This window comes from Frankia sp. R43 (assembly GCF_001306465.1).
Classification (GTDB): Bacteria; Actinomycetota; Actinomycetes; order Frankiales; family Frankiaceae; genus Parafrankia; species Parafrankia irregularis.
On record NZ_LFCW01000001.1, the window covers coordinates 1021183 to 1046287 of the forward strand.

The 25105-nt window shown below is 69.8% G+C and carries 30 protein-coding genes; 25 read left to right on the forward strand and 5 right to left on the reverse strand.

Features of this window, described 5'->3' with window-relative positions:
• Nucleotides 1-82: 82 nt before the first annotated feature.
• The 17 genes from ACG83_RS03695 (at nt 83) to ACG83_RS03775 (ending at nt 13048) form a co-directional block, all read left to right on the forward strand.
• Nucleotides 83-1594, forward strand: coding sequence for a hypothetical protein (locus tag ACG83_RS03695; protein WP_054565394.1), 1512 nt, complete (start codon nt 83-85; stop codon nt 1592-1594).
• A gap of 12 nt (nt 1595-1606) precedes the next feature.
• On the forward strand, nt 1607-1921 hold the full coding sequence (locus ACG83_RS03700) for a 4a-hydroxytetrahydrobiopterin dehydratase (RefSeq protein WP_200931262.1): 315 nt from the start codon (nt 1607-1609) through the stop codon (nt 1919-1921).
• Nucleotides 1922-2014: 93 nt separating this feature from the next.
• Nucleotides 2015-2800 (forward strand): hypothetical protein, encoded by a 786-nt coding sequence (locus ACG83_RS03705; protein ID WP_235497579.1) that lies wholly within the window; start codon nt 2015-2017, stop codon nt 2798-2800.
• Nucleotides 2793-3092, forward strand: a complete 300-nt coding sequence (locus tag ACG83_RS03710) for a 4a-hydroxytetrahydrobiopterin dehydratase (RefSeq protein WP_054564711.1) — start codon at nt 2793-2795, stop codon at nt 3090-3092. Before ACG83_RS03705 ends, ACG83_RS03710 begins: the two co-directional genes overlap by 8 nt.
• 152 nt (nt 3093-3244) lie before the next feature.
• On the forward strand, nt 3245-3559 hold the full coding sequence (locus tag ACG83_RS03715) for a 4a-hydroxytetrahydrobiopterin dehydratase (RefSeq protein ID WP_054564712.1): 315 nt from the start codon (nt 3245-3247) through the stop codon (nt 3557-3559).
• A gap of 435 nt (nt 3560-3994) precedes the next feature.
• Nucleotides 3995-4417, forward strand: a complete 423-nt coding sequence (locus ACG83_RS03720; protein ID WP_054564713.1) for a 6-carboxytetrahydropterin synthase — start codon at nt 3995-3997, stop codon at nt 4415-4417.
• Nucleotides 4417-5145 carry a 7-carboxy-7-deazaguanine synthase QueE gene (locus tag ACG83_RS03725; RefSeq protein ID WP_054564714.1) on the forward strand — a complete coding sequence of 243 codons (729 nt, stop codon included), beginning with the start codon at nt 4417-4419 and terminating at the stop codon, nt 5143-5145. Before ACG83_RS03720 ends, ACG83_RS03725 begins: the two co-directional genes overlap by 1 nt.
• Nucleotides 5135-5908, forward strand: coding sequence for a hypothetical protein (locus tag ACG83_RS03730; RefSeq protein ID WP_054564715.1), 774 nt, complete (start codon nt 5135-5137; stop codon nt 5906-5908). The genes ACG83_RS03725 and ACG83_RS03730 overlap by 11 nt, the downstream gene beginning before the upstream one ends.
• On the forward strand, nt 5901-6635 hold the full coding sequence (locus tag ACG83_RS03735; protein WP_054564716.1) for a 7-cyano-7-deazaguanine synthase: 735 nt from the start codon (nt 5901-5903) through the stop codon (nt 6633-6635). The genes ACG83_RS03730 and ACG83_RS03735 overlap by 8 nt, the downstream gene beginning before the upstream one ends.
• Complete coding sequence (locus ACG83_RS03740; RefSeq protein WP_054564717.1) at nt 6632-7150, forward strand: nucleoside 2-deoxyribosyltransferase; 519 nt, start codon at nt 6632-6634, stop codon at nt 7148-7150. Before ACG83_RS03735 ends, ACG83_RS03740 begins: the two co-directional genes overlap by 4 nt.
• The gene (locus ACG83_RS03745; protein ID WP_054564718.1) at nt 7147-8040 is read left to right on the forward strand and encodes a sugar phosphate isomerase/epimerase; all 894 of its coding nucleotides are present in this window, start codon (nt 7147-7149) and stop codon (nt 8038-8040) included. Before ACG83_RS03740 ends, ACG83_RS03745 begins: the two co-directional genes overlap by 4 nt.
• On the forward strand, nt 8037-8777 hold the full coding sequence (locus ACG83_RS03750) for a ribulose-phosphate 3-epimerase (RefSeq protein ID WP_054564719.1): 741 nt from the start codon (nt 8037-8039) through the stop codon (nt 8775-8777). The genes ACG83_RS03745 and ACG83_RS03750 overlap by 4 nt, the downstream gene beginning before the upstream one ends.
• Complete coding sequence (locus tag ACG83_RS03755) at nt 8774-9547, forward strand: HAD family hydrolase (RefSeq protein WP_235497581.1); 774 nt, start codon at nt 8774-8776, stop codon at nt 9545-9547. Before ACG83_RS03750 ends, ACG83_RS03755 begins: the two co-directional genes overlap by 4 nt.
• Before the next feature lie 43 nt (nt 9548-9590).
• Nucleotides 9591-10424, forward strand: coding sequence for a hypothetical protein (locus tag ACG83_RS03760; RefSeq protein WP_054564721.1), 834 nt, complete (start codon nt 9591-9593; stop codon nt 10422-10424).
• The gene (locus ACG83_RS03765; protein ID WP_054564722.1) at nt 10421-11539 is read left to right on the forward strand and encodes a hypothetical protein; all 1119 of its coding nucleotides are present in this window, start codon (nt 10421-10423) and stop codon (nt 11537-11539) included. The genes ACG83_RS03760 and ACG83_RS03765 overlap by 4 nt, the downstream gene beginning before the upstream one ends.
• Nucleotides 11540-11586: 47 nt before the next feature.
• A complete protein-coding gene (locus ACG83_RS03770; RefSeq protein WP_235497583.1) occupies nt 11587-12483 on the forward strand; it encodes a nucleotidyltransferase family protein in 897 nt (298 codons plus the stop codon).
• Nucleotides 12484-12508: 25 nt separating this feature from the next.
• Nucleotides 12509-13048, forward strand: coding sequence for an AAA family ATPase (locus ACG83_RS03775; RefSeq protein ID WP_054564724.1), 540 nt, complete (start codon nt 12509-12511; stop codon nt 13046-13048).
• A gap of 13 nt (nt 13049-13061) precedes the next feature.
• Here the strand turns inward: ACG83_RS03775 and ACG83_RS03780 are convergent, their stop codons facing one another.
• Together ACG83_RS03780 and ACG83_RS03785 are read right to left on the reverse strand one after the other, a co-directional pair.
• Nucleotides 13062-14000: an aminoglycoside phosphotransferase family protein gene (locus ACG83_RS03780; RefSeq protein ID WP_054564725.1), complete on the reverse strand. Its 939-nt coding sequence runs from the start codon at nt 13998-14000 to the stop codon at nt 13062-13064.
• Nucleotides 14001-14076: 76 nt separating this feature from the next.
• On the reverse strand, nt 14077-14781 hold the full coding sequence (locus tag ACG83_RS03785; protein ID WP_235497585.1) for a dTMP kinase: 705 nt from the start codon (nt 14779-14781) through the stop codon (nt 14077-14079).
• A gap of 715 nt (nt 14782-15496) precedes the next feature.
• Here ACG83_RS03785 and ACG83_RS03790 point away from each other — a divergent pair.
• From ACG83_RS03790 to ACG83_RS03810, 5 genes are all read left to right on the forward strand, one after another.
• The gene (locus ACG83_RS03790) at nt 15497-16495 is read left to right on the forward strand and encodes a radical SAM protein (RefSeq protein WP_235497587.1); all 999 of its coding nucleotides are present in this window, start codon (nt 15497-15499) and stop codon (nt 16493-16495) included.
• Nucleotides 16488-17189: a hypothetical protein gene (locus ACG83_RS03795; RefSeq protein WP_054564727.1), complete on the forward strand. Its 702-nt coding sequence runs from the start codon at nt 16488-16490 to the stop codon at nt 17187-17189. The genes ACG83_RS03790 and ACG83_RS03795 overlap by 8 nt, the downstream gene beginning before the upstream one ends.
• 85 nt (nt 17190-17274) lie before the next feature.
• Nucleotides 17275-17889, forward strand: a complete 615-nt coding sequence (locus tag ACG83_RS03800; RefSeq protein WP_054564728.1) for an AAA family ATPase — start codon at nt 17275-17277, stop codon at nt 17887-17889.
• 26 nt (nt 17890-17915) lie between these two features.
• The gene (locus ACG83_RS03805) at nt 17916-18362 is read left to right on the forward strand and encodes an NUDIX domain-containing protein (RefSeq protein ID WP_054564729.1); all 447 of its coding nucleotides are present in this window, start codon (nt 17916-17918) and stop codon (nt 18360-18362) included.
• 279 nt (nt 18363-18641) lie between these two features.
• Entirely contained in the window at nt 18642-18824 is a 183-nt protein-coding gene (locus ACG83_RS03810; protein ID WP_054564730.1) for a hypothetical protein, read from the forward strand.
• 14 nt (nt 18825-18838) lie between these two features.
• Here ACG83_RS03810 and ACG83_RS03815 read toward each other — a convergent pair whose 3' ends face one another.
• Entirely contained in the window at nt 18839-19879 is a 1041-nt protein-coding gene (locus ACG83_RS03815; protein ID WP_054564731.1) for a phosphotransferase enzyme family protein, read from the reverse strand.
• Between the two features lie 84 nt (nt 19880-19963).
• Between ACG83_RS03815 and ACG83_RS03820 the strand changes: the two genes are divergently transcribed.
• Together ACG83_RS03820 and ACG83_RS03825 are read left to right on the forward strand one after the other, a co-directional pair.
• Nucleotides 19964-20665, forward strand: coding sequence for an AAA family ATPase (locus tag ACG83_RS03820; RefSeq protein WP_054564732.1), 702 nt, complete (start codon nt 19964-19966; stop codon nt 20663-20665).
• Complete coding sequence (locus ACG83_RS03825; RefSeq protein WP_235497589.1) at nt 20662-21477, forward strand: HAD family phosphatase; 816 nt, start codon at nt 20662-20664, stop codon at nt 21475-21477. Before ACG83_RS03820 ends, ACG83_RS03825 begins: the two co-directional genes overlap by 4 nt.
• A gap of 243 nt (nt 21478-21720) precedes the next feature.
• Here the strand turns inward: ACG83_RS03825 and ACG83_RS03830 are convergent, their stop codons facing one another.
• A complete protein-coding gene (locus ACG83_RS03830) occupies nt 21721-22371 on the reverse strand; it encodes a 2'-5' RNA ligase family protein (protein WP_054564734.1) in 651 nt (216 codons plus the stop codon).
• On the reverse strand, nt 22368-23897 hold the full coding sequence (locus ACG83_RS46450; RefSeq protein WP_054564735.1) for a hypothetical protein: 1530 nt from the start codon (nt 23895-23897) through the stop codon (nt 22368-22370). The genes ACG83_RS03830 and ACG83_RS46450 overlap by 4 nt, the downstream gene beginning before the upstream one ends.
• Nucleotides 23898-24467: 570 nt before the next feature.
• Between ACG83_RS46450 and ACG83_RS03840 the strand changes: the two genes are divergently transcribed.
• Complete coding sequence (locus ACG83_RS03840) at nt 24468-25004, forward strand: hypothetical protein (RefSeq protein WP_235497590.1); 537 nt, start codon at nt 24468-24470, stop codon at nt 25002-25004.
• Nucleotides 25005-25105: the final 101 nt, after the last annotated feature.

The window sequence follows — 25105 nt, forward strand, 5'->3', positions numbered from 1 at the left end:
CTATCCCATGACTCTGCTGCGCGTCGACCCGCGCATCATTCTGGATGGCGGCGCCCAAGTCCTGATGGAAGGAGCCTGTCTCATGCCCAGACCCAGTCAGCGTGTTGAACAGGATGAGTCGCGGGCACGGATGCGCGCGGTCGGGATGAGCCACAACGAGATCGCGATCGAGTTCGCCCGCCGCTACCACTACCGTCCCCGCGCCGCCCACCGCCACGCCCGCGGCTGGACCCAGACGCAGGCCGCGAACCACATCAACGCCCACGCCGCCCACGCCGGCCTCGACCCGGACGGCGCCGCGCCCATGACCGGCCCGAAGCTGTCGGAACTGGAGAACTGGCCGCTACCGAACAACCGCCGCCGGCCCACCCCCCAGATCCTCGCCCTGCTCGCCGAGGTCTACGACACCAGCATCCACAACCTGATCGACCTCGACGACCGCGAACACCTTCCCCCTGCCGACATGCTCCTCATCAACACCGCGCGGGGGAACCCTGCGGCGGACCCGGAACGTGGATCAGCGCCGGCTCCTGTGCTCGCGGACGACTCAGGCCAGCCTCGCAGAGGCAGACAGATCACGATGCCAGCCGTACCAGCACCGCAGGTCATGAGGCCCGCAGATGCTACGGGAGCCGTCATGCCCGACCTCGATCGACGAGACTTCGTCACCGCGACGGCCACCGTGCTCACATTCGGCAGGCCCGCCCTGCGGAACGTAGACCCTGCCCTCGTCGACTACTTCAACCAGCAGCTGGAAGGCCACTACCGAGCGGACATGATGCTCGGCCCCAGCGAGCTGATCAGCACCGTCACCGCCCAGCACACGCTCATCGGCAATCTGGTGGCGACCGCCCACGGGGACACACGGCGGGCCCTCCTCGGCGTAAGCGCGGCCTACGCCTCGTTGATCGGCTGGCTCCATCAGGATGCCGGTGACCTTGCGAGTTCGTCCGTCTGGCGGGGCGTCGCGCTGGAGGCCGCACAACGCTCCCGGGACCACCAGCTCGTCGCCTACGCGCTGCTCAACCACGCATCCGTTCGCACCGATCTCGCCGATGGCCTCGGTGCACTCGACCTGTGTGGCGCGGTCCTGGCCGACGCCGGTCGACTCAGCCCGAAGATGCGGGTCTTGGCACTCCAGCAGCAGGCCCACGGCGCGTCGCTCGTCGGAGATCGCGCGACCGTCGACTCCGTCCTGGACCAGGCGGCCCCGCTCGTGGAGCGATGCGACGACGGCGTGCCGTGGGGCAACGCCTGCCGGCGCACGCCGGCCTACCTGGAGGTGCAACGCGCGACCTGCTACGGACGTTTGGGACTGGCCACGGCCGCCGCCGGCCTGTGGCAGCAGGTCCTCGCAACGATGCCTGCCCATGCCCGGCGGGATCGCGGCGTGTATCTCGCCCGTCAGGCCACCGCGTGTGTCCAGAACGGCGATCTGGGGCGAGCGGTCGAGGCCGGACAGCTCGCGGCGGACGTGGCGGTGGAAACTGGGTCGGTGCGGATTCGCCGTGAGCTCGCCGGCCTACGGCAAGCCGCAGAACCCTGGAAGGGCACGGCCGTCGGCCGCGACCTCGACGAGATCTTCGCGTTCTAAAGGAGCCCCGACGTGCCGGACGTTCCCGTGCCCTTGGCCGACGACGAGATCGAGGTCCGGCTGCGTGAGCTACCCGGCTGGACCCGCGTAGGCCAGGAGATCACCAAGTCCTTCCGCATCCGCTACCACGGCGGGGTTGCCCTGATCGTGCATGTCGCCGACGTCGAGCGGCTCATCGGCCATCATGCGGACATTGACCTGCGCTGGGACAGCATCCGTTTCGGGATCACCACACACGACGCCGGGCATCGGATCACCGCGGCTGACTTCGATCTCGCGCGACGTATCGACCTCATCGCCCAAGCCCACAGCGCGGAACCGCTTTGACACCCCTGCCAGGATCGCGCCTTGGTGACCGGCATTGCCGAGGTTCCGGCGCGCTGATCGGCACGTTTGCCTTCAAGTGAGGTCATCGCGCAGTTGGTGGACTCAGCGGACGGCTCGACCCGCCAGCTCATGGCGAAGGTCCGCTCGTCGTTCGCCGCGTTCGCGGCCTGGCTGTGGCTGGACGCCGGCGATCCGGGCGCCGCGATGCGCTGCCACGACGCCGTCCTGGAACTGGCGCACCGCTGTGGAGAACGTGACGCCGTCGCCTGCGCGCTGGTCGACCGGGCGATGGCCTTCACCGACCTGGGCAACACAGCAACTGTGATCGACCTGTGCCAGGCCGTGCTAGTCGACGCGCAGTACCTTTCACCCGAGGTTCAGGTGTTCGCCTTGCAGCAGCAGGCACACGGCGCCTCGCTGCGCGGTGACCGCCGCCAGGTCGATCTCCTGCTCGATCAAGCTGGCCGGCGCGTGGACCAGGTCGACGTCGAGGAGTGGGGCACGGCCTGCCGCCGCACCGACAGCTACGTCGAAGTGCAACGCGCCACCTGCTACGGACGGCTCGGCCTCGCAGACGACGCCGACCGGCTCTGGCAGCAGATCATCCCTGCCGCACCCCCGTCAGCCCGCCGCGACGTCGGGGTCTGGTCAGCACGCCACGCGGTCGCCGCAGCGCGGCAGGGAGAACCGGAACGGGCAGTGGAACTCGCGCGCCAGGCAAGCGCGCTCGCGGTGGAGACCGGCTCCGCACGTGCCCGGCGGGAACTGGATACGGTCGCCGTGGCGATGGCCCCGTGGCGTGCTCACTCCATCGGCCAGGAACTGGCGGACGCGCTCGCGTCCGTCACCATCGACGAACCAGAGAGGGATCATGGCTGAGGCGCTGTCACCCGAACAGATCGAGGAACACCTCAAGACCCTGGACGGATGGACGACCGACGGCCGACGCATCGAACGGCTCTACTCGATACCCCACGTCCAGGGCGCGGCGTTTGTCATGCACATCGCCGCCATTCAGAACGAGTTCGGCCATCACTCCGACGCGACGCTCGGCTACAAGACCGTGCACGTGTCCATCAGCTCCAGCGACATCGGCGGCTACGTCGCCGAGCACGACATCGAGCTCGCCAGGCGCATCCAGGAAATCGCGTCAGTACATGGAGCAGGGTAGAGAACAGGCCATGCCGGAGCGGAGTTGCTGGCCTGACATACGACAGGTCGAGCGTGCGATGGTCCCCGCCTGCGGGAAGCTGCACGGCTCTGGAAGGGATGGCCGTCGGCCGCGACCTCGACAAGATCTTCGGGCTCTGAAGGAGACCCGACGTGCCGGATGTTCCGGCGACCCTGGCCGATGACGAGATCGAGGCCCGGCTGCGCGAGCACCCGGCTGGGCCCGCGTCGGCCAGGAGATCACCAAAAATTTTCCGCGTCCGCTACCACCGCAGAGTCGCCCTGATCGTGCACGTCGCCGACATCGAGCGGCTCATCAGCCGTCACGCGGACATCGACCTGCGCTGGGACAGCATCCGATTCGGGATCACCACCCACGACGCCGGGCTCCGGCTCACTGCGGCCGACTTCGATCTCGCGCGGCGCATCAACGCCATCGCCCAAGCCCACAGCACGGAACCGCTCTGATACCTGCCAGGATCGCATCGATCTCCAGTCGCTCTCCAGGACGCCATCTTTCAATGCTTGCCGCTGCCGCATCGACGCCGGCGAGCAGGAGCAGAAACAAGGATTCCGATCCGTCGGGCCCAGAAGACGCAGCCGCGCTGCGTGTTGTCGCACCTGCTGTGCCGCAGCCCCTGCGGGAGCGACGCCTGCATCGTCACCGCTTGCCACGAAGTCATCGACCGCCGGGTTGCCATTCTCCCTGGTCAGGACCTCGCGGAGCGGGGAACGACTTCTTCGTGGTCCAGGGAATGACCGAGGCAGGCGCACATCGCCATGCTGGTCTTCCTGTGGTTCCGGCGATGGAGCAGCTGACGCATGCTGCGACAGTTCTCCACTCGGATAGTGCTGGCCCGCGACATGGCCGTGTGTCGCGGCCGGGATTCTTGGAGGGTGAGGATGGAGCGCGCAGTGATCGAAAGTCGGATATCCGGTGCGGCAACCTTTCGGATTGGGAAACGGTTCACCTTCGATGCCGCGCACCACCTGCCGAGCCTGCCTGCCGACCACAAGTGCTTCCGCGTTCATGGCCACACGTACACGGTGGAGTTCGTGCTGGAAGCCTCGGAGCTGGCCGGTCCGGGGTTCGTCACCGATTTCGGTGATCTCGCCGTCGCCGGTCGTTATCTCGCCGAGGCATTCGATCACCGTGATCTGAACGAGGTGCTGGACGTCGAGCCGACCAGCGAAGCGCTCGCGCAGCATCTGGCCCGGTGGTTTCTGACCCAGGTGGAGCCCGGGGTGCACGGCTGGCTCGTGGCGGTCCGGGTGTCGGAGACCCCGAGCAGCTGGGCCGAGTACCTGATCGGGGAGTCGCGGTGATGCGGGCTTCCCCGGGTGCGCCGCCGCGTGCCGCGACGTCGCGTGGGCTTGTGGTCGTGGAGCGGTTCGGTCCGACGTTTCAGGGTGAGGGGCCGACGGCCGGCCAGCGGGCGCTGTTCATACGGTTGTCGGCCTGCAACCTGTCGTGCGTGTGGTGCGACGAGCCGCATACGTGGGACAGGAACCGGTTCGACGTGGACGCGCATAGCGAGCGGCTGAGCCAGCGCACGCTGCTCGGCTGGGCGTTGGACTCGCCGGTGACCCGTGTGGTCGTGACCGGCGGGGAGCCGCTGCTGCAACAGTCGGCCCTGTTTCCGCTGGTCGCCGCGCTCGCGCGTGCGGGACGGCAGGTGGAGATCGAGACGAACGGCACCGTGGCGCCGACGGCGGAGATGGTCGAGGTCGTCGAGCGGTTCACCGTCTCGCCGAAGTTGTCGGGTTCGCGGGTGGCCGCGGGCCGGCGGATCGTTCCGGCGGCGTTGACGGCGTTCGCGGGCTGCGGCAAGGCCGTGTTCAAGTTCGTGGTCTCCGCCGTCGGGGAGATCGCCGAGATCGGGGAGCTGGAGGGTCGTTTCGGCCTGTCCCCGGTGTGGGTGATGCCGGAAGGCACCGACGAGCCGAACGTGCTGGCCGGTATGCGGCGCCTGGCCGAGATCGCCCTGGAACGGGGCTGGAACCTCTCGCCGCGTCTGCACGTGCTGCTGTGGGGGAACGCCCGTGGCCACTGACCACCCCAGTTCCCCCGTCACTGCCGGTCCCACGGCTAGTCGCCTGCGCCCGCGCAGCGGTGTGCTCGTCACGGTCGAGGGGCTGTGGGGAGCGGGGAAGACGACCATGGCCGGGCAGCTCGGCCGCCGCCTGGCAGGTCAAGGGTTCGACGTCGAGGTGGTGCACTACGGGCCGCTGCCAGGCGTGGTGGGTCGGCTGTCGCGCTGGCTGGAACGCGAGCCGCTGCGGGCCAGGACGGGGACCGGCGGGTTCCGTCACCCTCATCACGCCACGGTCGACGTGTTCGCGCGGCTGTGCCGGGAGGCGTGGCACCACAACCACTTCTACCGGCCGGCGCTGGAGGCGCACGACGTCGTGGTGGTCGACCACGGCGTCTACTCCAAGATCGCCTACTGCCTGACGATTCTCAGCGAAACGCGCCCTGATGTCACCGACAGCGCGCTGCTCGACCAGCTCCGGGGGTGCGTCGCCCCGTGGTTCTGTGTCCCGGACCGGGCGTACTTCCTGGACGTCCCGTGGCCCCTGGCACGGGAACGGGCGATCCTGCGCGGACGCGGCGGTGGAGTGCCGGACTCGGTGGAGCGTCTGCTGTTCCTGCCGCGGTTCGACGCCGCCTACCGGCACGTGGTCGCCGCCTTCCCCGACGTGGTGGTCCCCGTCGTCGTCGACCTGCGCGAGGCCGACGACGTCGCCGACGAGATCGAACACGACCTGCTGGCCTTGCTCGGTGTTCCCACCGTAAGAGGAGATCTTGGTGTCTGACGTGCTGCTGTTCTCCGCCGGGCTGGACTCGTTCCCGGCCTGGCACTACCTCGACAAACCCCCGGCGCTGTACTTCGACCTCGGCCACCGCTACCGCGACCAGGAACGGGCCGCGATCACCGCGCTGGTCGACCGGTGCGGCATCGAGGTGAGCGTCAGCCGGGAACTCGACCTGTCGCGATGGGAAGCCGACAACGCGATCATCCCGCTGCGCAACGTCTACCTCGCGATGCTCGCCGCGAACCGGGCCGAGCGGATCTGGTGCGTCGGGGTCAAGGGCGACGCGACCGCGGACAAGAGCCCCCAGGCGTTCCGCCAGATCAGCCAGATGATCACAGACCTGTCAGGGCGGCCGGTCTGGCTGGACAGTCCGTTCTGGCAGATGACCAAGACGGAGATCGTCGCCTGGTACCTCGGCCAGGGCCTGCCGGCCGGCAACCTGCTGCTGACGTTCTCCTGCTCACGCACCGACAGCGCGGCGACCCACTGCGGGCGGTGCTCCAGCTGCCTGCGCCGCTGGATCTCCCTGGTCAACAACGGCATTGACGCGCCGTTCGAGACCGACCCGTGGACCTGGGCGCGGGTCGCCGACTATTACGTGCCCGCGATGCGGGACGGCACCTACCCGGACCATCGGGCCGAGGAGTTCTTCGCCGCCCTCGACGCCGTCGGCTTCGTCCCCCCACCGCCCGCCCACCCGGCCACGGCGGAGGACGGTCAGCGGTGAGGGTCTACATCGCCGCGCCGCTGTTCAGCCAGGCGGAGAAGGAGTTCAACCTGACCGTCGACCGCGTGCTGCGGAACCTGGGACTCGACACCTACCTGCCGCAGCGGGACGCCGGCGAAGCCGCGCCGCTGATCCGCGCCGGCGCCGACGAGCACACCGTCCGGGCCCGGCTGTTCACCGCCGACTGCACGGCCGTCGGCGACTGCGAGCTGTTCCTGCTCGTCCTGGACGGCCGGGTGCCCGACGAAGGGGCCTGTTTCGAGCTCGGCCTCGCGTATGCAGCCGGCAAGACCTGCTTCGGGTTGCAGACCGACTCCCGCCGCTTCGGCGGCACCGACTCGAACAACCTGATGATCGACTACGCGCTGGGTGGTGGCATCAGCCACTCCCTCGACGAGCTCACCGCCACGCTAGCCGCGCACCTGCATGGCGGGCGGACGGACACCACCGCGGGTGGCTCGGGTCCCGCGGACTCCGAGCCCCGCACACCGACAGCAGGAGGACAGCCCGCATGAACCTCGGTATCAATCTGTGCTTCGCCGTCAAACGCCAGCTGGAACCGCAGCAGTGGGCCGAGTTCGTCCGCGCCGATCTCGGCCTGGACACGGTGCAGGTCACCTTCGACCTGCTCGACCCGTGGTGGCCGGAGCGGGAACGTGACCAGGTCGCCCGCCGCATCGCCGACGCCGCCGCCGCGTGGGACCTCACCATCCACAGCGCCTACGTCGGCCTGGCCCACTACCTGCCCGGCGGGCTACTCGATCCCGACCCAGAAGCGCGGGCGGTCGCGCTGACCTGGTGGCGGCGGGCCTGCGACGTGACCGCGCTGCTCGGCGCCGGTGCCGTCGGGGGACCGCTGGGCACCTTGAGCGTCCAGGACGCCGCGGACCCCGACAGCCGGGCACGGCGCTACGCCGACCTGCTCGACTCGCTGGTGTTCGTCGCCGACCACGCCGCAGCTGTCGGTCTCGCCGAGTTCCTCGTCGAACCGACGCCGATCGCCCGCGAGATCCCGGCCACGGTCGACCAGGCCGACCAGCTGATACGCGACCTGACCGGACGCACCGAGGTGCCGGTCGGTCTGACACTCGACATCGGTCACACCGTCTACCAGCCGCTGTACGGCCCGGACAGCACACCAGCGGACTGGATCAGCCCGCTGGGCCCGGCGATCCGGCTGGTGCACCTCGACAACACCGACGGTCTGGGCGACCCGCACTGGGGCTGGCCCCACCCGCAGGGACGTGTGGACGTCGCCGAGGTCGGCGCGGCGCTGCGGAACGCCGGACTGGACGACGTGCCGGTGCTGCTGGAGGTCTACCCGCGGTTCGAGGACGACGACGACCACGTCCGCCGGACGATCGCCAGCTCGGTCGCCCACTGCAAAGAACAGCTCGCCCGATGAGCACCACCCGCGCCGCCTCGTCGCGTCAGCCGCTGGCTGGTCTGCCGGACGGGCGGCTGCTGGTCGACGTCTCCGTCTGGTCGGCGGACCTGACGTGCCTGCGCGCCGAGATCGAGCGCGCCTCGCCCGTGGCCGACCTGTTCCACTTCGACGTCGGTGACAGCCAGTTCGTGCCCGACCTGCTGTTCTTCCCGGACCTGCTCGCCGCGCTGCGCCCGCTGACAACCGTCCCCTTCCACGCCCACCTCATGGTCCGCCGACCCGCACCGCTCGCCGCCCTGTTCGCGCAGGCCGGCGCCGACCTCATCACCGTCCACGCCGAAACCGGCGACGACGTCCACCCGGCCCTCGACACGATCCGCCAGCACGGGAAAGCCGCCGGCCTGGCACTCACCCTCGACACCCCCGTCACGGCCGTCCGCCCCTACCTCGACGCGGTCGACGTCGTCGTCCTCGTCGGCACCCCGATCGGCACCCGAGGCACCGGACTCGCCCCGGCCGCGCTCGCCCGCCTCCGAACCCTGCGCGGCCTCCTGCACGAGACCGGCCGCGACCAAGCCGTGAAGATCCTCGCCGACGGCGGCATCCGCAAGCCGACCGTCGGCCCCCTCGCCGACGCCGGTGCCGACGGCGTGGTCGCCGGCTCCCTGCTGTTCGGCAGCGACGACCTGACCGCCACGACCCGGTGGCTGCACAGGCACGTCCCGCCGCGGACCACCCCCGAGCGCCCGCGATGAGCGTCACGGTCGTCAGCGTGGACCTGTGGGGAACGCTGATCACCTACGGCGACCGGGACGCCGAAGCCGCCTGGCGGGTCCGCGAGTTCCACCTGGCCCTGACTGCGTTCGGCCACACCCTCCCCGCCGAGCACCTGGACACCACGGTCCGAGCGGTCCGCGCCGAGCTGCTCGACGAGCAGCGACAGCACGGCCGGCAGATCCCGGTCCCCGAGCAGGTCCGCACGATCGTCCGCCGGCTCGGAATCGACGCCGACGACACCCTCGTCCAGGTGCTCACGGTCGCGCACACCCACGCCGTGCTGCGGGCCTGCCCCCAGCTGATCCCCGGCGCGCACGCCTGCCTCGCCGCGCTGTCCGCCGCCGGCTACCGCCTCGTCCTCGCCTCCAACACCCTGGCGACCCCAGGAGCCGTCACCCGGCAGATCCTCGACCGCCACCGGCTCACCGACCACTTCGACCGGCTGTTCTTCTCCAGCGAACTCGGCGTGGCCAAACCCCAGGCCGCGATGTTCCACGCCATCGCCGAACAGACCGACACTTCTATCGACCAGGTCGTGCACGTCGGCAACGACTGGCGCACCGACGTCCGCGGCGCCCTCGACGCGGGCTGCCGCGCGGTCTGGTTCAACCCCGGACGCAAGCCGTCACGCCCCGAAGCGCCCGACGCCGCACTGCTCGTCGACATCCCCGCGCTGGTCCAGCGACTCGCCCCCCAGACCACGCCCACCGCGGCACCCGAGGCGTCGGCTGCCGACGCCGGCCGGTGAGCCGCGGACCGGCCCTGACCGACGTTCGGACAGGAGACAACGCATGGACTCCCCTGCCGCACCACACCTCGCAACCACCGCCACCACGACCGAGGACGATCTCCCCGCCGGTATCGCGTCTCTCCTCGGCGCCGCCCCCGGCCCGCCCAGCCGCCGATTCCTGTCCCATCTCCTGTACGGCGACGCCGATGCCAGCCGCCCCCAGACCGCCTTCGCCGACCGCCGTCAGATTGAGAAGGCGCTGAAGGCCGGCGACGATCCGCTGCTGTACGAGGCGTACCGGGACGTCGCACCCGCCCGGCATGGCTGGCGGGCCGACCTCGTCGTCTACCAGCCCGGCACACTGCCCGACGGGCAGCCCCACCGGTCCATCGGCCACTGGAACCCGCCCACCCAGCTGGAAATCTTCCAGACCCTGAGCGGCACCACCCTGATGCTGGTAGCCGGGCACCGGCCCGACGGCTCCCGCTACGCCCACCAGGCGACAACCCGGGCCGGAGACCTCGCCATCGTGCCGTTCGGGGCCTGGCACCTCACCTACGTCCTCGACGGCCCGGCAGCCGTGTTCAACATCTACACCGACATCCACCTCGACCCCGACGACGCCTACCCCCGCCAGGACGACGCGAAGTACCAGCGGGCCACTGCTCCCGGCCTCGTCGTTGTACGCGACGGCGACACCGAACACCCCCTCATCGTCACCGCCGACTCACAGCGTGAGTACGGCCCGCCGACCGCGCTACCCGTTCCCGCCTGGCTGGCGTCCTGGCCGCTGGCCACCCGCCTCCCAAACCTGCACCAGGACGCGCCGATGACCTCCCTGGCCGCGCTGGTACGGACCGCCCTCGCCACGGAGAACCTCCGAGGACCAGCATGACCCGCAATCCCGCCGCCGGCGGCCCGCGGCCTCGCCACGTCACCTGCTTCCGCCTCGCCGACGCCTCGGTCACCCTCACCACGACCGTGACCGCCGCGGCGCGCGCCGCCGAGGACACGCTCTACGCCTACCGGACCACCACCGACACGCACGCCGCGTGGCACATCACCATCACCATCACCGACCCCCGCCACAGCCTCCTCGACGCCCCGCCCGACGCCGGCGACCTCCGCGAGATCGGCCCCAGCGAGCTCACCGCCCGCCACATCACCGAGGGCGGACGCGAGGTGTTCTGGATCGACCGGCACCGCACCCTCGTCATCCACGACCCCACCCTCCGCGCGACCACCGTCCACTGCGCCACCGACGACGCGGCGACCTACTACGCCGCCCGCCTCGTCCGCCAACTCATCACCGCCCAGCTCCTCGCCGCCGGCGCGGTTTACACCCACACCGCCGCACTCGTCCACCGCGACCACGGCATCCTGATCGCCGGCCATCCCGGCGCCGGCAAGACCACCACCCTCGTCGCCGTCCTGCGCCAGCTCGGCGGAGAGTTCGTCACCAGCGACCGGCTCCTGCTCACCCCCGACAGAAACGACGGACTGCTCGGCTACGCCTGGCCCGCCCACCTCCGCGTCGGCATCGGCACCCTGCTCGCCTACCCCGACCTCACCGGCCTCGTCCCCACTGGCCTACACACGGACCCGGCCGACCTGCACACGAAGCTCAGCATCGAACCCCCCGACATCCCACGCCTGTTGCACGCGAGCACGCTCACCGCCTCCTGCCGCCCCCACGTGATGATCTGGCCGCAGCTGGCCCCGACCGCAGGAAACGCCCGTCACGAGCGCATCCCTGCGGAGACCGTCCACGCCACCCTGACAAGCAACCAGCTGTTCATGCACCGCCCCACCGCGGGCGCCAGCTCCCACATCAACCACTGGCTCGCCCCGACGCCCCCGGCCCACACGACGGAGAGCAACAGGAACGCCGTCATCGCCACCCTCGCCCGGACCGTGCCCTGCTACGCACTGGTAGCCCGCCCTGACCCCATCGTGATCGCCGACGCGGTCACCGCCATCCTCCACGACGCCGACGCAGCCACCCGATGAGACCAGCGACCCCGCCTGTCCCCGCATCTCCACCGGCGACGCCACAGGTGGAACACCTCCTCCTGGAAGCGGCCTGCCTGCCCGCACCCGTCGAGCAGCACCACGCCACGATCCGACCGCTGCTCACCGAGCCGACACTGCACTGGGGGACCCTGCTCGCCACCGCCATCGAGCACAAGGTGCTGTGCCTGCTCGCCGATACCCTCGCCACCACCGGCCTGGCAGACGAGATTCCTTCGGCGTTCCGCCGTTTCCTGGCCTCCGTCCTGCGCGCCAGCCGGCACAAGACCGCCGTCCACCGCGCGCAGGCCGCTGCCCTCACCGACGCCGCGGCCCGCCAGCGCATCGCCTTCGCAGCCGTCAAAGGCATCGCCCTGGAGTCCCAGCTGTACGGAGGACGCGGCGCCCGCGAGTTCAGCGACCTCGACGTCCTCGTCGCTCCGGATCACGCCGACGCCTTCCGCCGCGCCCTACGCCTGCTCGGCTACCAGCCCGGACACTACGACCCCGCCACCCACCACGTCGTCCTTGACGACCCGGCGTCAGCGACCTACACCCGCCTGCACGACGACCTTGTCACCCCCTGCACGGCCGTCGACATCATCACCGACCTGCCCCAGCCCGCGGGCGTTCCCCCGGACCTGGTGCCGAGCATGCTCGACCGCCGCCGATCCCAGCCTCTTCCCGGCCACCCGCAGGTCGACCTGCCCGTCCTCGACCCACTCGATCACCTCGCCGTCGTCCTCCTCACGGCGCGACGCAAGACCCGCACGGGCAGAGCCGTGTCCCTGCGCATGCGTGCCGACGCGCTGCGCCTCACCTCAGCGAACCCGCAGATCACCCGCGCGACCCGGCTGCTTGCCGGCGGAGATGTCAGCGGCCTCGACGACCTGTGGGACCCCTGCCGCGCCGCCGGTCGGTGGGCACCCACAGCGGGCGGCTGAGGTCGCACCAACAGGAAGGACCTTGATGATTGTGCAGCTGGCTGGTCTCCCCGGCACCGGGAAGAGCACCCTCGCCACCGAACTCGGCCGGCACCTGCCCGCCGCCGTCCTCGGCAAGGACCACATCCGCCATGCCCTGTTCACCAACCCCTATCTCACCTACAGCCCTGCCCAGGACGACCTGTGCATCGACGTCGCCCACCAGGCCGCCGCCCACCTGATCGACGAGGGAATCGCCCCCGCCGTCGTACTCGACGGCCCGACCTGCCACCGCGCCGGCCAGATCAGCCGGGTCGCCCACCTCGCCGACCGCCTCGGACGCCCCCTGCACGTCATCGAGTGCGTCTGCCCGCCGGCCGTCGCGCACGCACGTCTCACCCAGGACCAGGCCGAGGGCACGCATCCCGCAGCCGACCGCACCGTCGCCCTCTACCAGCGGATTCGCGCGAACGCGGTCCCCATCCCGGAACCGAAAATCGTCCTGGCCACGGACACCGAGCTGGCGGCCGTCGTCGCGCGCTGCCTCGACCGACTCGGCGTCACCTCCCGCACCGCGCCCAGCTGAGCGCGCCACCACCTCACTGGTCGCGAAACAGAGCCCGAACACGGTCGAGCTGCGCGGAGAACTCCCCGGCCCGCCGTTCCCGCTGCTTCCACAGCACCGCCAGCCACCGCAACGCGCACGTCCGCTGCGCCGCGCGGAACCTGGGCACCAGCTCGCCCTCGATCCCGAGCGCCGTGACCACGTCCAACCAGACCCGGTCGTCGACCTCACGGGCGCTGATGTGCTCGACGAGATCGGCGGCATCGAACGCCAGATCGCTCCACCCGCAGAACTCGAAGTCGACGCAGCGCGTGACCTCGCCATCCCACAGCCAGTTGACGAGGTTCCCGTCACCCCGCGAGAAGATCCGCGCCGCGGGACGAGCGAGTGTCTCCGCGTCTACGCTGTCCCGCCATACCCCCAGCAGCTGTCGCAGGTCCCGCGTCAGCGGGTCGTCCGGCTGCGTGTCGAGTTGGCCGGGCCACACGTCGGTCAGCCTCGCCATGAAGTGCACCGCGGAGTCGACGCGGGGCAGCTTCGCGAAGCCGGTCTCCCACGGGAGGTCGTGGATCGGTCGCAGCGTCGCGGCCAGCCCCGTCAGGGCGGCCTCTTGCGCCGCCGGCTCAGCCAGGTCAGGGATGCACGTGCCTGGCAGCATGGTCATCGCGACGATGGGCTGGGCCTCATGCTGATCCCGCCACAACGGCCGCGGCACGTTCGGCACACCATGCCTCGCCAGCAAGGAGAGAGCGCGCCATTCCCGCTCCGTCCGCTGTCGATCATCGACCCGGTACGCCTTCACGCACACCTCTTCGCCCTGCGGGTCCCGCCAGGCGAAGACGTGGTTGTTCCGGCCGCCCGCCAACGGGCGAACACCGAGGCGGTGCAGACCCTCGACGCGCTCCGGGCCGTCGACCAGGAGACATCTACGCAGGTCATCCGCTAGCAGCACAGGCGTCGAGGAAGGTGTCATCGTCGGCGCTTCAGACAGTGACGGCTTCACAGCACACGAAGCCTACGGGCGAAGGCCGCCCGCCATGCGGACGGGCTCACGCCCGCGTGGAAGTCCCCTTCGCCGACCGCTTCAGCTGTGCGGCGACCGCCTCCCAGACGGCGGTGTGCACGGCCTCCGGCGCCTGCCCGGCCGTCGGCACCCTCATCATGCCGGCGTCGCGTGCGGCCAGCTCCTGATAGGCAAGATCTACGAACGACAGGTACGCGCGCTGCTCGCCGGTCCACTGTCTCCCGTCACGGGCCTCCGCCCGCCCGATCGTCTCACCCACCGGCGCCGACAGCCACAGCACGACGTCCGCCCGTCGCCCGGCAAGGCGTCCCAACCCATCCAGCCAGGACACAGCGTCGTCCACCTCCACCGCATGCTGCCGGATCAGGGACGCAAGCCCGTACGAGAACATGGTGTGCACACCACGGTCCTCGATCACCACATCGTGGTGATCGAGCGCCGGCTCGATCCGCGTCGCCACGATGTCCGCGCGCACCGCCGCCGCCAACAGGCACTCGGTCACCACGTCCCCGTGACGCAGGAACGGATCATCCGACGACGAGAAGATCTCCACCAGGGTCGTCCCGACATCCCCGGTGTCGAGGGTGGCGAGATCCGGGAGAAAGGCGACCACGAGTCCTTCACTACGAAGTCGCTCCTCCAGCAGACGGCCCTGCGTCGACTTCCCCGCCCCGGGAAGACCTTCCAGGCTGACGAGCATCCCGACGCCTCCGATCACAGTGGCGACCATGAAAGGGGCAGTTCGGCCATCAGCATCGGCCGTCGTGCCGGCCTCCCGTAGCTGCCGCACCCGAGCCAGGAAGAATCGGGCACGGCACCCTTCCTTCCAGCATGGCCCGCCGACGAATTGTTAGAAGGATAATGCTGCCACACTTCTTGAATGAAGAGTGGCATTCAACGATTCCGGCGGGTGGTAGGAGGCTCGCGACAACGTCTCGTGCCGGCCGGCGGACGAGCAGGGACCCGCAACCTCGCCCGCGGCGACGGGAAGTTCTCAAAGATGGTACGAGCGCATAGACATCGAGCATGCCCGGATAGAGCGGGTTCCTCCACGATCGGCGCGCCGGCCAGGCCGACCGCCACAGCTCCACGCGGACGCCGCCGTGATCACGGATGGTGCCGCCCTGACTCCGGGCGTGCCGCAAACGATCGCTGTCTGGTTTCGACGGAATACGCCGAACAGATCGGGGGGCTCAAGCCGAACAAAGCGCACTCGTCGACACTGTTGTCGCAGGTCAGTGGCACCGCGCAGACCCGAAGCGGATGTTCGCATTGCGGGGAATGACTGGCGTGCCGCCGGTTGGGAAGCTGAGGGCGTTCAGCGTCGACGCGGTCGGCTCGCCGTCACGACAGCGGCGGCCAGCTGACCCGGTCGTCGAGGCGCCTACGACGAGAAGGATCTGATGATCATCTCCTCTCCACCTCCTCCAACCGTTGATACTGAGGTGCAGCCGGGCCCCGGTGAGATCTGCGCGCCTACTGCCGAGCCTGTCGTCTTCACCGATGGGCACCATTTCAGGCTGAGGGCTCCGCTGGATCTGGAGGCGGTCGCAGCCGGGGCGGCTGGGCCACTGTCAGTAATCCTTCAGGTCACGAAGCGGTGCAATTTCGACTGCTCGTTCTGCTCCGAGACGTTGCAGGAGCCCGACCCGACGCTGGCCGCCTTGGAGCGGATGCGGGACAATTTGGCCGGGGTGCCCCGAGTTTTCCTCAGCGGCGGCGAGCCGCTGCTGCGCCGGGACTTCGTCGACATCGTCGACATGTTCGCCGGGACGGTGATCGGCGTGCCGACCAACGCGACCCGCGGCCTTCAACACGCGGCACGCCTGTCCGGCAAGATCGCGTTCGTCAACGTCGGGCTCGAAGGCCCACGGGCCACGACCAACCGTGTCCGGGGAGACTACGACGCGGTGATGGCCGGAATACGGGCATTCCAGGACGCCGGGCTTCCGCTGTCGCTGTCGGCGGTGGTCTACCGCTCGACGGTGGCCGCGCTGCCATACACCTACCAGATCGCCGATCTGCTCAATGCCGGGAAACTCAAGCTGATCATGCCGTTGAAAAAGGGTAACGCGCTCGACCTCGCCGACAACGAGTTCATCTCCGTGGAGGAAGCCACAGCGACGTTCGACCGGCTCGCCGAACTCCGCACAGCGCACGACTGGCGGCCGGCGCTGCGGCTGACATCCTGGACCCCGGACACCGAAGGCCACATGATCGTGGTCAGCCCGCGTGGGCTGGCAAGTGCCTGGCCGGTCTACGACGCCCCCGACCTGCTCGAACCGCTGGGCAACCTGCTCGACGAGCCGATCACCGCGATCTGGAAGCGGTACCGCTTCCGACGCAATCACTACGCCAAATACCTGGGGCGCTCGATCCGCACCCTCACCCGCGCCCAGCAACCGCCGGCCGAACCTCCGTCGCTGCGTATCAGCCATGCGTGAGGCGACGAACCTGGGCTGGGCCGACACACCGTTCGGCGCCGCACGGCGGCCGTTCGCCGAACGCACCCCGTTGCTGGCCGCGTTCACCGTCTCGACCCGCGCCGCGGCGCCGGACGCCCTCGCAGCGGTCTACCTGCGGCTGCCGCGGGGACGCACCCTGACGGTGACCGACACGACGCTGCGGTTCGGCTTCCACGCCCTCGCGGCCGAGCAACCGGCGGAGACCCCCACCATTGCTGCCAGGCTCGACGCCCTGCTGGTACAGGCGCGACGCCAGGCGGCGATCCTCACCGGCTACCAGCTCGCCGACACTCTGGCGAGGCTCGCCACCGCCGACACACCCACACGGGGAATCACCGCTCTCGCCGCCACCTGGCCGGGTCAGACCACGCAGCCCGGTCTCGCCCGCCTCTGCGACACGGCATACGGCCCCACACCGCCCGCGCTGCACGACGTGTGCGCCGCCGCCCACCTCCACGGCCTGCCCACCGACTCGGACCCAACCGCCGGCCCTGCCTTGGCGGCACCCATGACCTCCGCCACCGCGCCGCAGACCCTTCGGCAGGTCATTCTCCGAGCGCTGGGGATCGCGCTCCTCGCGGCGCGCAGCTCCGGCCACTACCAATGGGACCGGCTCGATCTCGACACGGTCATCGAGGCCGCCGCCTGGGACCAGACGGCAGCGGCCACGTGAGGAACCCATCGGCACGGCCCTCGTCTCGCCACGCTGTACCGGCCGGCCGCAGCGACCAGATGTCCGCCGCGGAAGGAGCTCGCTGATGCTGCGCAACTGCCTGGTCGTCGCCGTCGAGGGCACCCACGCCTCGGGCAAGACCACCCTCACCCACGCCCTCGCCGCCTACTACCGGGAACGCGGCGTGCACGTCGCCTGCGTCCCCGAGCCCGCGCGCAACAGCCCGTTCATCGAGGAGATCGTCGTCCACGGCCGCGGCGAGTTCGACCTGGAGACCGAGGTCGACCTGTTCGCCGCCCAGCTGACCAGCCTCCTGCGCACCGCACGCCAACACACCATGGTCATCGCGGACAAGACAATCGCGAACGTCCTCGCCTACGCCTGGCTCGTCCTACCCGGCGGCCCCGAAGGACCCCACGCGCCTGTCCTGCGCGCGATGGAAGCGTTCTGCCGGGCCTGGGCGCCGTTCTACGACGCGGTGTACTACTGCACCGACAAGTTCGACCAGCACCAGATCGGCGACCCCTACCGGTCGCGCGTCCTCGACATCCAACCCGCCGCCGACAGGGTCGTCCGCAGCATCTGCGCCACCGTCGGACAGCGGATCTACGACATCCCACCGAACATGCCCACCAGCGCACGGGTCGGCTGGATCGCCGAGCAACTCACCGCCCTTGGCCTCGACCCGACAAACCGCTGACCCACGTCCCTGGGAGACTGCCCTCCATGGCGTACACCAGTGTCATCGACGTCATGCTTCTGCTCATCCGAGACGGCGCGGTTCTGCTCGCTGAGCGATCCGGTACCGGCTTCGCTGACGGCTGGTTCAACCTGCCCTCAGGCAAGCTGGAGGACGGTGAGGACGTCGCCGCCGCGATCTGCCGCGAGGCTCGCGAGGAGATCGGCCTTCACCTGGACCGTCAGACGCTGTCGCTCGCCTCGACCGTGCACTTCCGCAACGAGCACGGCGAGGGCCGGCTCGGACTGTTCTTCCACGCGCAGTCGTGGGAGGGCGAGCCGATCAACGCCGAGCCGCACAAATGCGCCCGCCTCGGCTGGTTCCCGCTCGACGCCCTGCCCGACAACACCTACCCCTACACACGGATAGGTGTCGAGCTGTACCGAAAGCGACAGAACTTCGCCGTCTCCGGATGGACATCTACCGACGCCTAGAAGCCACGTCGCGCGACGCGGCCATCCTCGTCGGCTTCACTACCCCAAAGCTCACCGGGCCGGGGGTAGTTCCGCGGCTGTGGGCAGGGCCAGCCAGGGCCCGGTGCGGCGGTCGAGTAGCCGGCCACGATGGCGGATCGACTCGATCGGCATGGCACGGCGCGAATTCGAGCCTCTACGCCGAACACGACGCCTATTCCGGGTTGAGGTTGGTACCGGCCATCAGCGCGGTGGCCACATCGAGGATGATCAAAACGTCGCTCTACAGGGAAGCCCAGCATGCTGCTGGCGGGTCTGCGCGTAGCTCTGGACGAGAGCGGCGGCGGCGATGCCGACGTGGGCGGTCGCGGCGTTCGCCGCGATCCGCGCGAGGCTGTCGGCACCGAAGGAGATGCGCGGCGATATCCAGCCGTGCTCGACGACGTCACCCGCGCCGTCGGCGAGCCTCGCATCATCCTGTGATCGCGCCCTGCCTCTCAGCCGCACGCCAGCGCTATCAGCACCTGGTCGTAGTGCTGGGTCCACCAGACCACCAGCGCCGCCGCACCGGGAAACAGATGGTCACAGGACTCATCGCCGCGCAGATACCGCCACTCTGGCATCCAGAAGTCGTGCAGACGTTCCCACCACAACCGCCACACCGCCCCTTCAAGATCCTCTACCGGCAGGGGGAACGCCTGCTGGTAGCCGGCGACGAACCGTCCCGCCCGGTCCAAGTCCAGGCCCCGCTCGTCACCGAACCCGAACAGCAACGTCGCCGCGCGGACCACCTCCGCGGCCAGCGGCCCGGCCGTAAGCCGGTCCCAGTCCAGGATCGCCACGACCGTCCCCGCGTCGTCGTAGAGCAGGTTCAACGCGTGGAAGTCCCCGTGGACATGGCCACCAGCTCTCGGCCGGCCGTCCGAGGGACGCCGGTCGGCCAGCTCGACAAGCATCGCGCGGCGTTCCACCAGCACCCGCGCAGCCAGCTCGTCGAACGCGTCCCGCGACCGAGGTGGTGGGAGCCGCCCAAGCAGCGTCTCGATCAGCTCCTGCGCCGATGCCGGGTCCCCCATCAGCTTCCAGGCCACACCCCGCGCGGGCGGCAGGAGATCTCCCAGCGCCTGATGCACGCGCCCGAGCAGCTCACCCAGCTCACCGCACTGACCCGCGGTCAGCTCCAGACCCCTCCGATGCCGCCCGGCGATCCAGGGATAGACCGCGAACCGGCCCTCCTCGGTGCACACCAGCCGGGCACCGTCCACGGTCGCCATCGCCGCCGGGACCGGCAGACCGCTCGCCGCCAGCCGGCTGGTGACCTCCTGCTGAAGGCCGATCTGCGCCCGGTCGATGTCGAGGAACTGCTTGACGAAGAACACCCCTGTCGACGTGGTGACCTGCCAGTTGCGGTTCATCAGTCCCTCGGCCAGATACCGCACCCCGGTCGGCGCCCCGATCGGCCAGAACCGCGACACCGACAGCGGCAGCCCCGGGCCGCCGCCGCGGCTCACCTCGCTGCGCCCGGTCTCCGCGGTCACCGCCCTGGCCGTCCTCACAATTGTCGGCCCCTCTGGCTACGGTCCGCACCGTACACCGGCCCTCACCCCGCCCCGGAGACACCCATGACACTGCCATCCCCAGCCCCCGTCCGCCCGCAACTGGTCGCCCTCGACGGCGGATGCTTCACCGGCAAGACGACGCTGGCAACCGTGCTGACCAGCCAGCTCGGCGCCACCGCCATCCCCGAATACGCCGACCTCGCACCGCTGCCGCCCTACCCACCCCGCACCCTCGACGACGTCCACGCCGGCCTCGACCACCTGTGCCGCCTGGAACAACAACGCGCCGACCTCACTCGGCGCCTGCGCACCGACCTCGTGCTGTTCGACCGCAGCCCCCTGTCCTGCATCGCCTACCAGCAGGCCATCGGCCACCTCGGTGTCCCCGCCGACCCGCACTACGCCGCCGGTATCTTCACCGACGCTGTGCACGCGGGCACAACCCTGCCGCCCGACCGTTACCTGTACCTGCGCCTGCCCCGCGAAACCGTCCTCGCCCGGCAACGCCACCGCGGCCCCGTGCAACCCCACCTCGTCGACCCACGCTTCACCGCCGCCCACGACCACGCCAGCCTGCGCTACCTCGCCATGCTGCCCGACGACCGGCGCCTCATTCTCGACGCCGACCGGCCCGTCAGCCAGCTCGCCGCCACCGCCGCGGCCTTCCTCGCCACACCGCCGGCCTCACCAGTCCCGGTCGCCTGGACCCGCATGCTCGACACGTCCCACGGCCAGCTACGCACACCGGCTCCGTACCGCGCATGACCCACCTCCCGCCGGAACGACGACCGCCCGCACCTCCCGACGCCGTCGTGTTCGACTGCGACGGAACCCTCGTCGACACCGAGATCTGCTGGAACCGCGCCTACACCACCCTGTTCCACCACCACGGCCGCACCTTCACCGCCACCGATCACGCCACCCTCATCGGCCAACCCATGCCCGTCGTCGGCCGCCTGCTCGCCACCGTCCTCGGCTTCCCCGCCCACCACAGCACCCGCCTCGCCGGCGACATCCTCGACCTCGCCCTCGCCGAACTCGTTACCGGCGCACCCGCCCGGCCCGGCGCCATCCACCTCGTCCGCGCCCTCGCTGACCGCGGCTACCGCCTCGCCGTCGCCTCCAGCGCCCCCCGCACCCTCGTACACCAGCACCTCGCCACCACCGGGCTCACCGACGCCTTCCCCGTCGTCCTGTGCGCCGAAGACACCGACCAGCCCAAACCCCACCCCGACATCTACCTCCGCGCCTGCACCCGACTCGGCGCCACGCCAGCGCGAAGCATCGCTATCGAAGACTCACCCCCCGGCGTCCTTGCCGCCCGCACCGCCGGCATGTTCGTCATCGGCGTTCCCGTACACCCGGACATCGCCCTCGCCGCCCACCTGACCGCCAGCAACCTCAACGCTGCGCACCTGCGCACTGCTCTCGGTGTTCCGACCGGTGAGACCCCTGCCGGCCCTGTTGGAACACCCGCACCGCGTGGCCCGGGGCACGGCCCCCAGGAAGCTACCCACACCGGTCCGGCGGAAGCCGCAGCGTCCCCTCCCTCGGCTGATGTGTTGGACCGCCGATGACCGACGCTCCCGATGGCCGTGACAGCCCGCAGTCGGGCCCACTGACGACGGGTGATTTCGACGGAACGAGTTCAGAAGGGGGAAGAATCATGCCAGGGTGAGCCATCGCCGCCAGGCGGAATGTGATCGTGTCCGAGTCCCGTTCGGTCGACTGGCAGCTGCGGGGCCGACGCCACGTTAATCAACGCCCGCATCCGCGTTGCGGCACCACGCCGTCCGACCCAGGCGATCGGACGAGACATGTCAGGCGCTCAGAGGGGCGGCAGCCACGGTGTCCCACTGATAGGTCCAGCCTTCCCGGTACAGCCGCACCAACCGTAGATCGGCCACGGAGACCTCGGCCGGGGGCAGGTCACGCAGCCCCGCGACCCGGTGGATGATCGGCTCCGCGGGCGTGTCGCGGTTGCAGTAGGCGATGCCGACGTGCGGACGGAAACGCCGCTCGACGGCGGGCAGGCCGCAGGCAGAGGACACATCGTCCACGGAGTCCCGCAGTCTGATCAGGGGTTCCCAGGGGGTGACGGTGAAGCGGACCGCACCGCTCGATCCTGCCAGCGGTCCGACCCGCAGCCGGAACGCCGGCTGGTGACGGCACTGTTCGGCGACCCCACGGGTGACCGTGGCGAGGGTGGCAGGGTCGATCTCGTCGGTGAACGCGAGCCGGCGCACGGTGAGGTGCAACCCGGCGGCGGGTACCGGGTCGAGGCAGGCGAGGTCGTGCAGCTGCTGCTGGCAGGTCGCGGCGAGATCACGTAGCGCGGCGCTGTCGAACGTCAGGAACCAGTGGAAGCTGCTCCGGCCCGGGGTCCAGCCGGGCCGGTCCCAGTGGTCGATCATGGAGGGTAGGACCCGGAAGCGTTCCCAGTCGTCATGGACCGGATCGTGCTCGCTCACCGTGACGCGCTGTGAGGCAGTGTTCGGGACACCTCGGCGAGTTCAGCGACGGCGGGCAGGGCCCGCCAGCGCGCGGTGCGGCGGGCCAGTTCCCGGCCCCGTTGGCGGATCGACTCGATCGGGGCGGCACCGGCGCGGGTGAGGGCCTCGACGCCGAGCGCGGCGCTGTATTCCGGGTCGGGGTCGGCGCCGGCCGTCAGCGCGGTGGCGACATCAAGGGTGATCAGGACGTCGCTCCACCGGGAACGGTCGGCGCCCGGCATGCCGCTGGCGGTCTGGGCGTAGCTCTGCACCAGGGCGGTGTCGCCGGTGCCGACGTGGGCGGTTGCGGCGTTCGCCGCGATCCGCGCGAAGCTGTAGGGGCCGAAGGAGATGCACGGCGACATGCCCTCGGGTAGCTCGGTGCCCTCGGCGAGGTCGAACGCACGGCCGACGGCTTCCCGCACGCCGTCGCGGTCGCCGAGCTGGCCCAGAGCGCGGGCTTCACCGTTGACCGCCAGCCGGATCGCCTGCGGCCCACCCGCGGCGTGGATCTGCCCCTCCCGCGCCCGTTCCAACGCCAGCCGGTAGTCACCGGCGTAGTAGGCGCACAGGCTTTCGGTGCCCCGTACCCAGGCCGCCAGATCGCTGTCCTCGACGGCCACTGCGAGGGTGAACGCCTCCAGGCAGTAGGCGCGCGCGAGAAGGAAGTCCCCGAGGTTCACCGCCATATAGCCGGCCAGCCCCGACAGCCGCCCCGCGGCCCGCAGCAGTCGGATACGGTCCCGGGGCGTCTGCCAGCCCTCGACGAGGGTCTGCACGTCCTTCCGCTGGCGTACGACAAGAGGCATCAGAAGTGCTGGGCCCCGCGCCTCATAGGAGGTGACGCAGTCCTCGATGAAAACGTCGAGATAATCGAGAAATGGGGTTTGCGTGGAGGGCCCCGCGAAATATCGCAGCCGAACGCCGACGTCAAACATTTCCGCCTGTCGGTCAAATCCACCGCCAAGGGAAACGGTCGCTTCCGCGGATGGCGAAGTCATCACCGGAGTGGAAGTTCTGACGCCTTTTTTGGCGGTCTCGGCCTCGCTCGCAACCCTGGGTTTCGGTAGTTCTTCGAGTCTGGCCCGTATGGTTCTCGGCGTCTTGCTTATAAGGAGATTGTCGGCAGGGGCGAGGTTTTCGCGGTCGTCGAGATCGATCAGGTTGTGGATGCCGGTGCCGTAGACCTCGGCGAGCAGCGCGAGGATCTGGGGGGTGGGCCGGCGGCGGTTGTTCGGCAGCGGCCAGTTCTCCAGCTCCGACAACCGTGGGCCGGTCATAGGGGCGGCGCCCTTGGGGTCCAGACCAGTACGGGCGGCGTGGGCATTGATGTGGTTCGCGGCCTGCGTCTGGGTCCAGCCGTGCGCGACGCGGTAGGCGGCGCGCGGGCGCAGCTGGTAACGGCGGGCGAACTCGACGGCGATCTCGTCGTGGGACATGCCCGCCGTGCGCATCCGCGCCCGTATCTCCGCCTGCTCCACCCGCAGGCTGGGCCTGGTCGTCACGAGGTCTTGGGCTCCTCTCTCGTCCTGCACCAAAGCTGGTGGCGGACAGCGAGTCGGAATGCGCCAACAGTAGCCCTCGACGCTCCTCCTCCCAAGTGGTCCAGCAGCGTCCGCTGCGCCGTGCCCCTCGGGCTCAACCTGCCTTGGCGTGTTCGCCGGCTGCCGAAGGGCTCCTGTGGGTGTGGTGCGGGTTTCAGCGGTGCCCGCGTTGGCGCGGGTTGCTGTCTGCCTTCGGCCGCGGTTCGACGAGAATCTCTAAGCGCCTCCCACTGGTCCGGATGGGCTAGCACAGCGATCCGCTGTGCTAGCCCATCCGGACCAACGGGCCTAGCTCTTCTGAGTCATTTCGCGCTGGGACGCCGATCAGACCGAAAAGTTAGAACGCCACAAATCGCGTCCACCGGAGTAGTCCTAGACGGTGAGGGTCATCTGAGGGCCACCCGTCCAGGCGGGTGCTCGCCCTGCGTGGAACGGCCTGCGAGGTGGAGCACTGTGGACGGGACTCGTCGGTCTGAACGGCGCAGCGGTACACGGCTGCGCCTCGCGAGCGCGGGCGTCCTGATCACCGCGGTGCTGACGCTCGCCGCCGGCTGCGATTCGGGGGATGGTTCGCAGCCCGCCCCGACGCCCAGCGCCGCCAACGCTTCCGCTCAACCTCCCGCGTCCGTGTCACCTACGCCGACGTCTCCGGCGGATGTCGCGCGACGGGACGCGGTGGCGGCGTACCTCGGGATGTGGAAGGCGTACGCGCAGGCCAGCCACACCTCCGACTGGCAGGCGCCGTATCTGTCGCAGTACGCCGCAGGTGACGCTTTGCAGGTCATCACCGGCAACCTGTATGCCGACCACTACAACGGTCTGGTCGCCAGAGGCGAACCGGTGAACAACCCGCGGGTGACGTCGGTGGCTTCGGAAAAGGAGCCGAAGTCGGTGATGATCGAGGACTGCGGCGATGACAGGAACTGGTTGCAGTACAGAACCGACGGGTCTCTGCTGAACAGCACGCCGGGGGCGTCGCATCGGATTGTCGCCGAGGTACGGCTGCACACTGATGGTAAATGGCGGGTGACCAAATATGGGATCGACAGCGCCGGAACGTGCCAATGAGAAGAACCGCCACCTTCGCCGTTCTCGCGGTGGCAACCATCTGCCTATTTGCCTCCCCGGCCGCCGCCGGTGGAATCTACGGCAGAACGGATTGCAGCCAG

Excerpts from the sequence above, each read along its gene's own strand:
- ACG83_RS03695 (WP_054565394.1), top strand. The coding sequence starts at position 83 with ATGCCCAGACCCAGTCAGCGTGTTGAACAGGATGAGTCGCGGGCACGG.
- ACG83_RS03710 (WP_054564711.1), top strand. The coding sequence starts at position 2,793 with ATGGCTGAGGCGCTGTCACCCGAACAGATCGAGGAACACCTCAAGACC.
- ACG83_RS03720 (WP_054564713.1), top strand. The coding sequence starts at position 3,995 with ATGGAGCGCGCAGTGATCGAAAGTCGGATATCCGGTGCGGCAACCTTT.
- ACG83_RS03725 (WP_054564714.1), top strand. The coding sequence starts at position 4,417 with ATGCGGGCTTCCCCGGGTGCGCCGCCGCGTGCCGCGACGTCGCGTGGG.
- ACG83_RS03745 (WP_054564718.1), top strand. The coding sequence starts at position 7,147 with ATGAACCTCGGTATCAATCTGTGCTTCGCCGTCAAACGCCAGCTGGAA.
- ACG83_RS03750 (WP_054564719.1), top strand. The coding sequence starts at position 8,037 with ATGAGCACCACCCGCGCCGCCTCGTCGCGTCAGCCGCTGGCTGGTCTG.
- ACG83_RS03755 (WP_235497581.1), top strand. The coding sequence starts at position 8,774 with ATGAGCGTCACGGTCGTCAGCGTGGACCTGTGGGGAACGCTGATCACC.
- ACG83_RS03760 (WP_054564721.1), top strand. The coding sequence starts at position 9,591 with ATGGACTCCCCTGCCGCACCACACCTCGCAACCACCGCCACCACGACC.
- ACG83_RS03765 (WP_054564722.1), top strand. The coding sequence starts at position 10,421 with ATGACCCGCAATCCCGCCGCCGGCGGCCCGCGGCCTCGCCACGTCACC.
- ACG83_RS03775 (WP_054564724.1), top strand. The coding sequence starts at position 12,509 with ATGATTGTGCAGCTGGCTGGTCTCCCCGGCACCGGGAAGAGCACCCTC.
- ACG83_RS03780 (WP_054564725.1), bottom strand. The coding sequence starts at position 14,000 with ATGACACCTTCCTCGACGCCTGTGCTGCTAGCGGATGACCTGCGTAGA.
- ACG83_RS03785 (WP_235497585.1), bottom strand. The coding sequence starts at position 14,781 with ATGGTCGCCACTGTGATCGGAGGCGTCGGGATGCTCGTCAGCCTGGAA.
- ACG83_RS03795 (WP_054564727.1), top strand. The coding sequence starts at position 16,488 with ATGCGTGAGGCGACGAACCTGGGCTGGGCCGACACACCGTTCGGCGCC.
- ACG83_RS03800 (WP_054564728.1), top strand. The coding sequence starts at position 17,275 with ATGCTGCGCAACTGCCTGGTCGTCGCCGTCGAGGGCACCCACGCCTCG.
- ACG83_RS03805 (WP_054564729.1), top strand. The coding sequence starts at position 17,916 with ATGGCGTACACCAGTGTCATCGACGTCATGCTTCTGCTCATCCGAGAC.
- ACG83_RS03810 (WP_054564730.1), top strand. The coding sequence starts at position 18,642 with ATGCTGCTGGCGGGTCTGCGCGTAGCTCTGGACGAGAGCGGCGGCGGC.
- ACG83_RS03820 (WP_054564732.1), top strand. The coding sequence starts at position 19,964 with ATGACACTGCCATCCCCAGCCCCCGTCCGCCCGCAACTGGTCGCCCTC.
- ACG83_RS03825 (WP_235497589.1), top strand. The coding sequence starts at position 20,662 with ATGACCCACCTCCCGCCGGAACGACGACCGCCCGCACCTCCCGACGCC.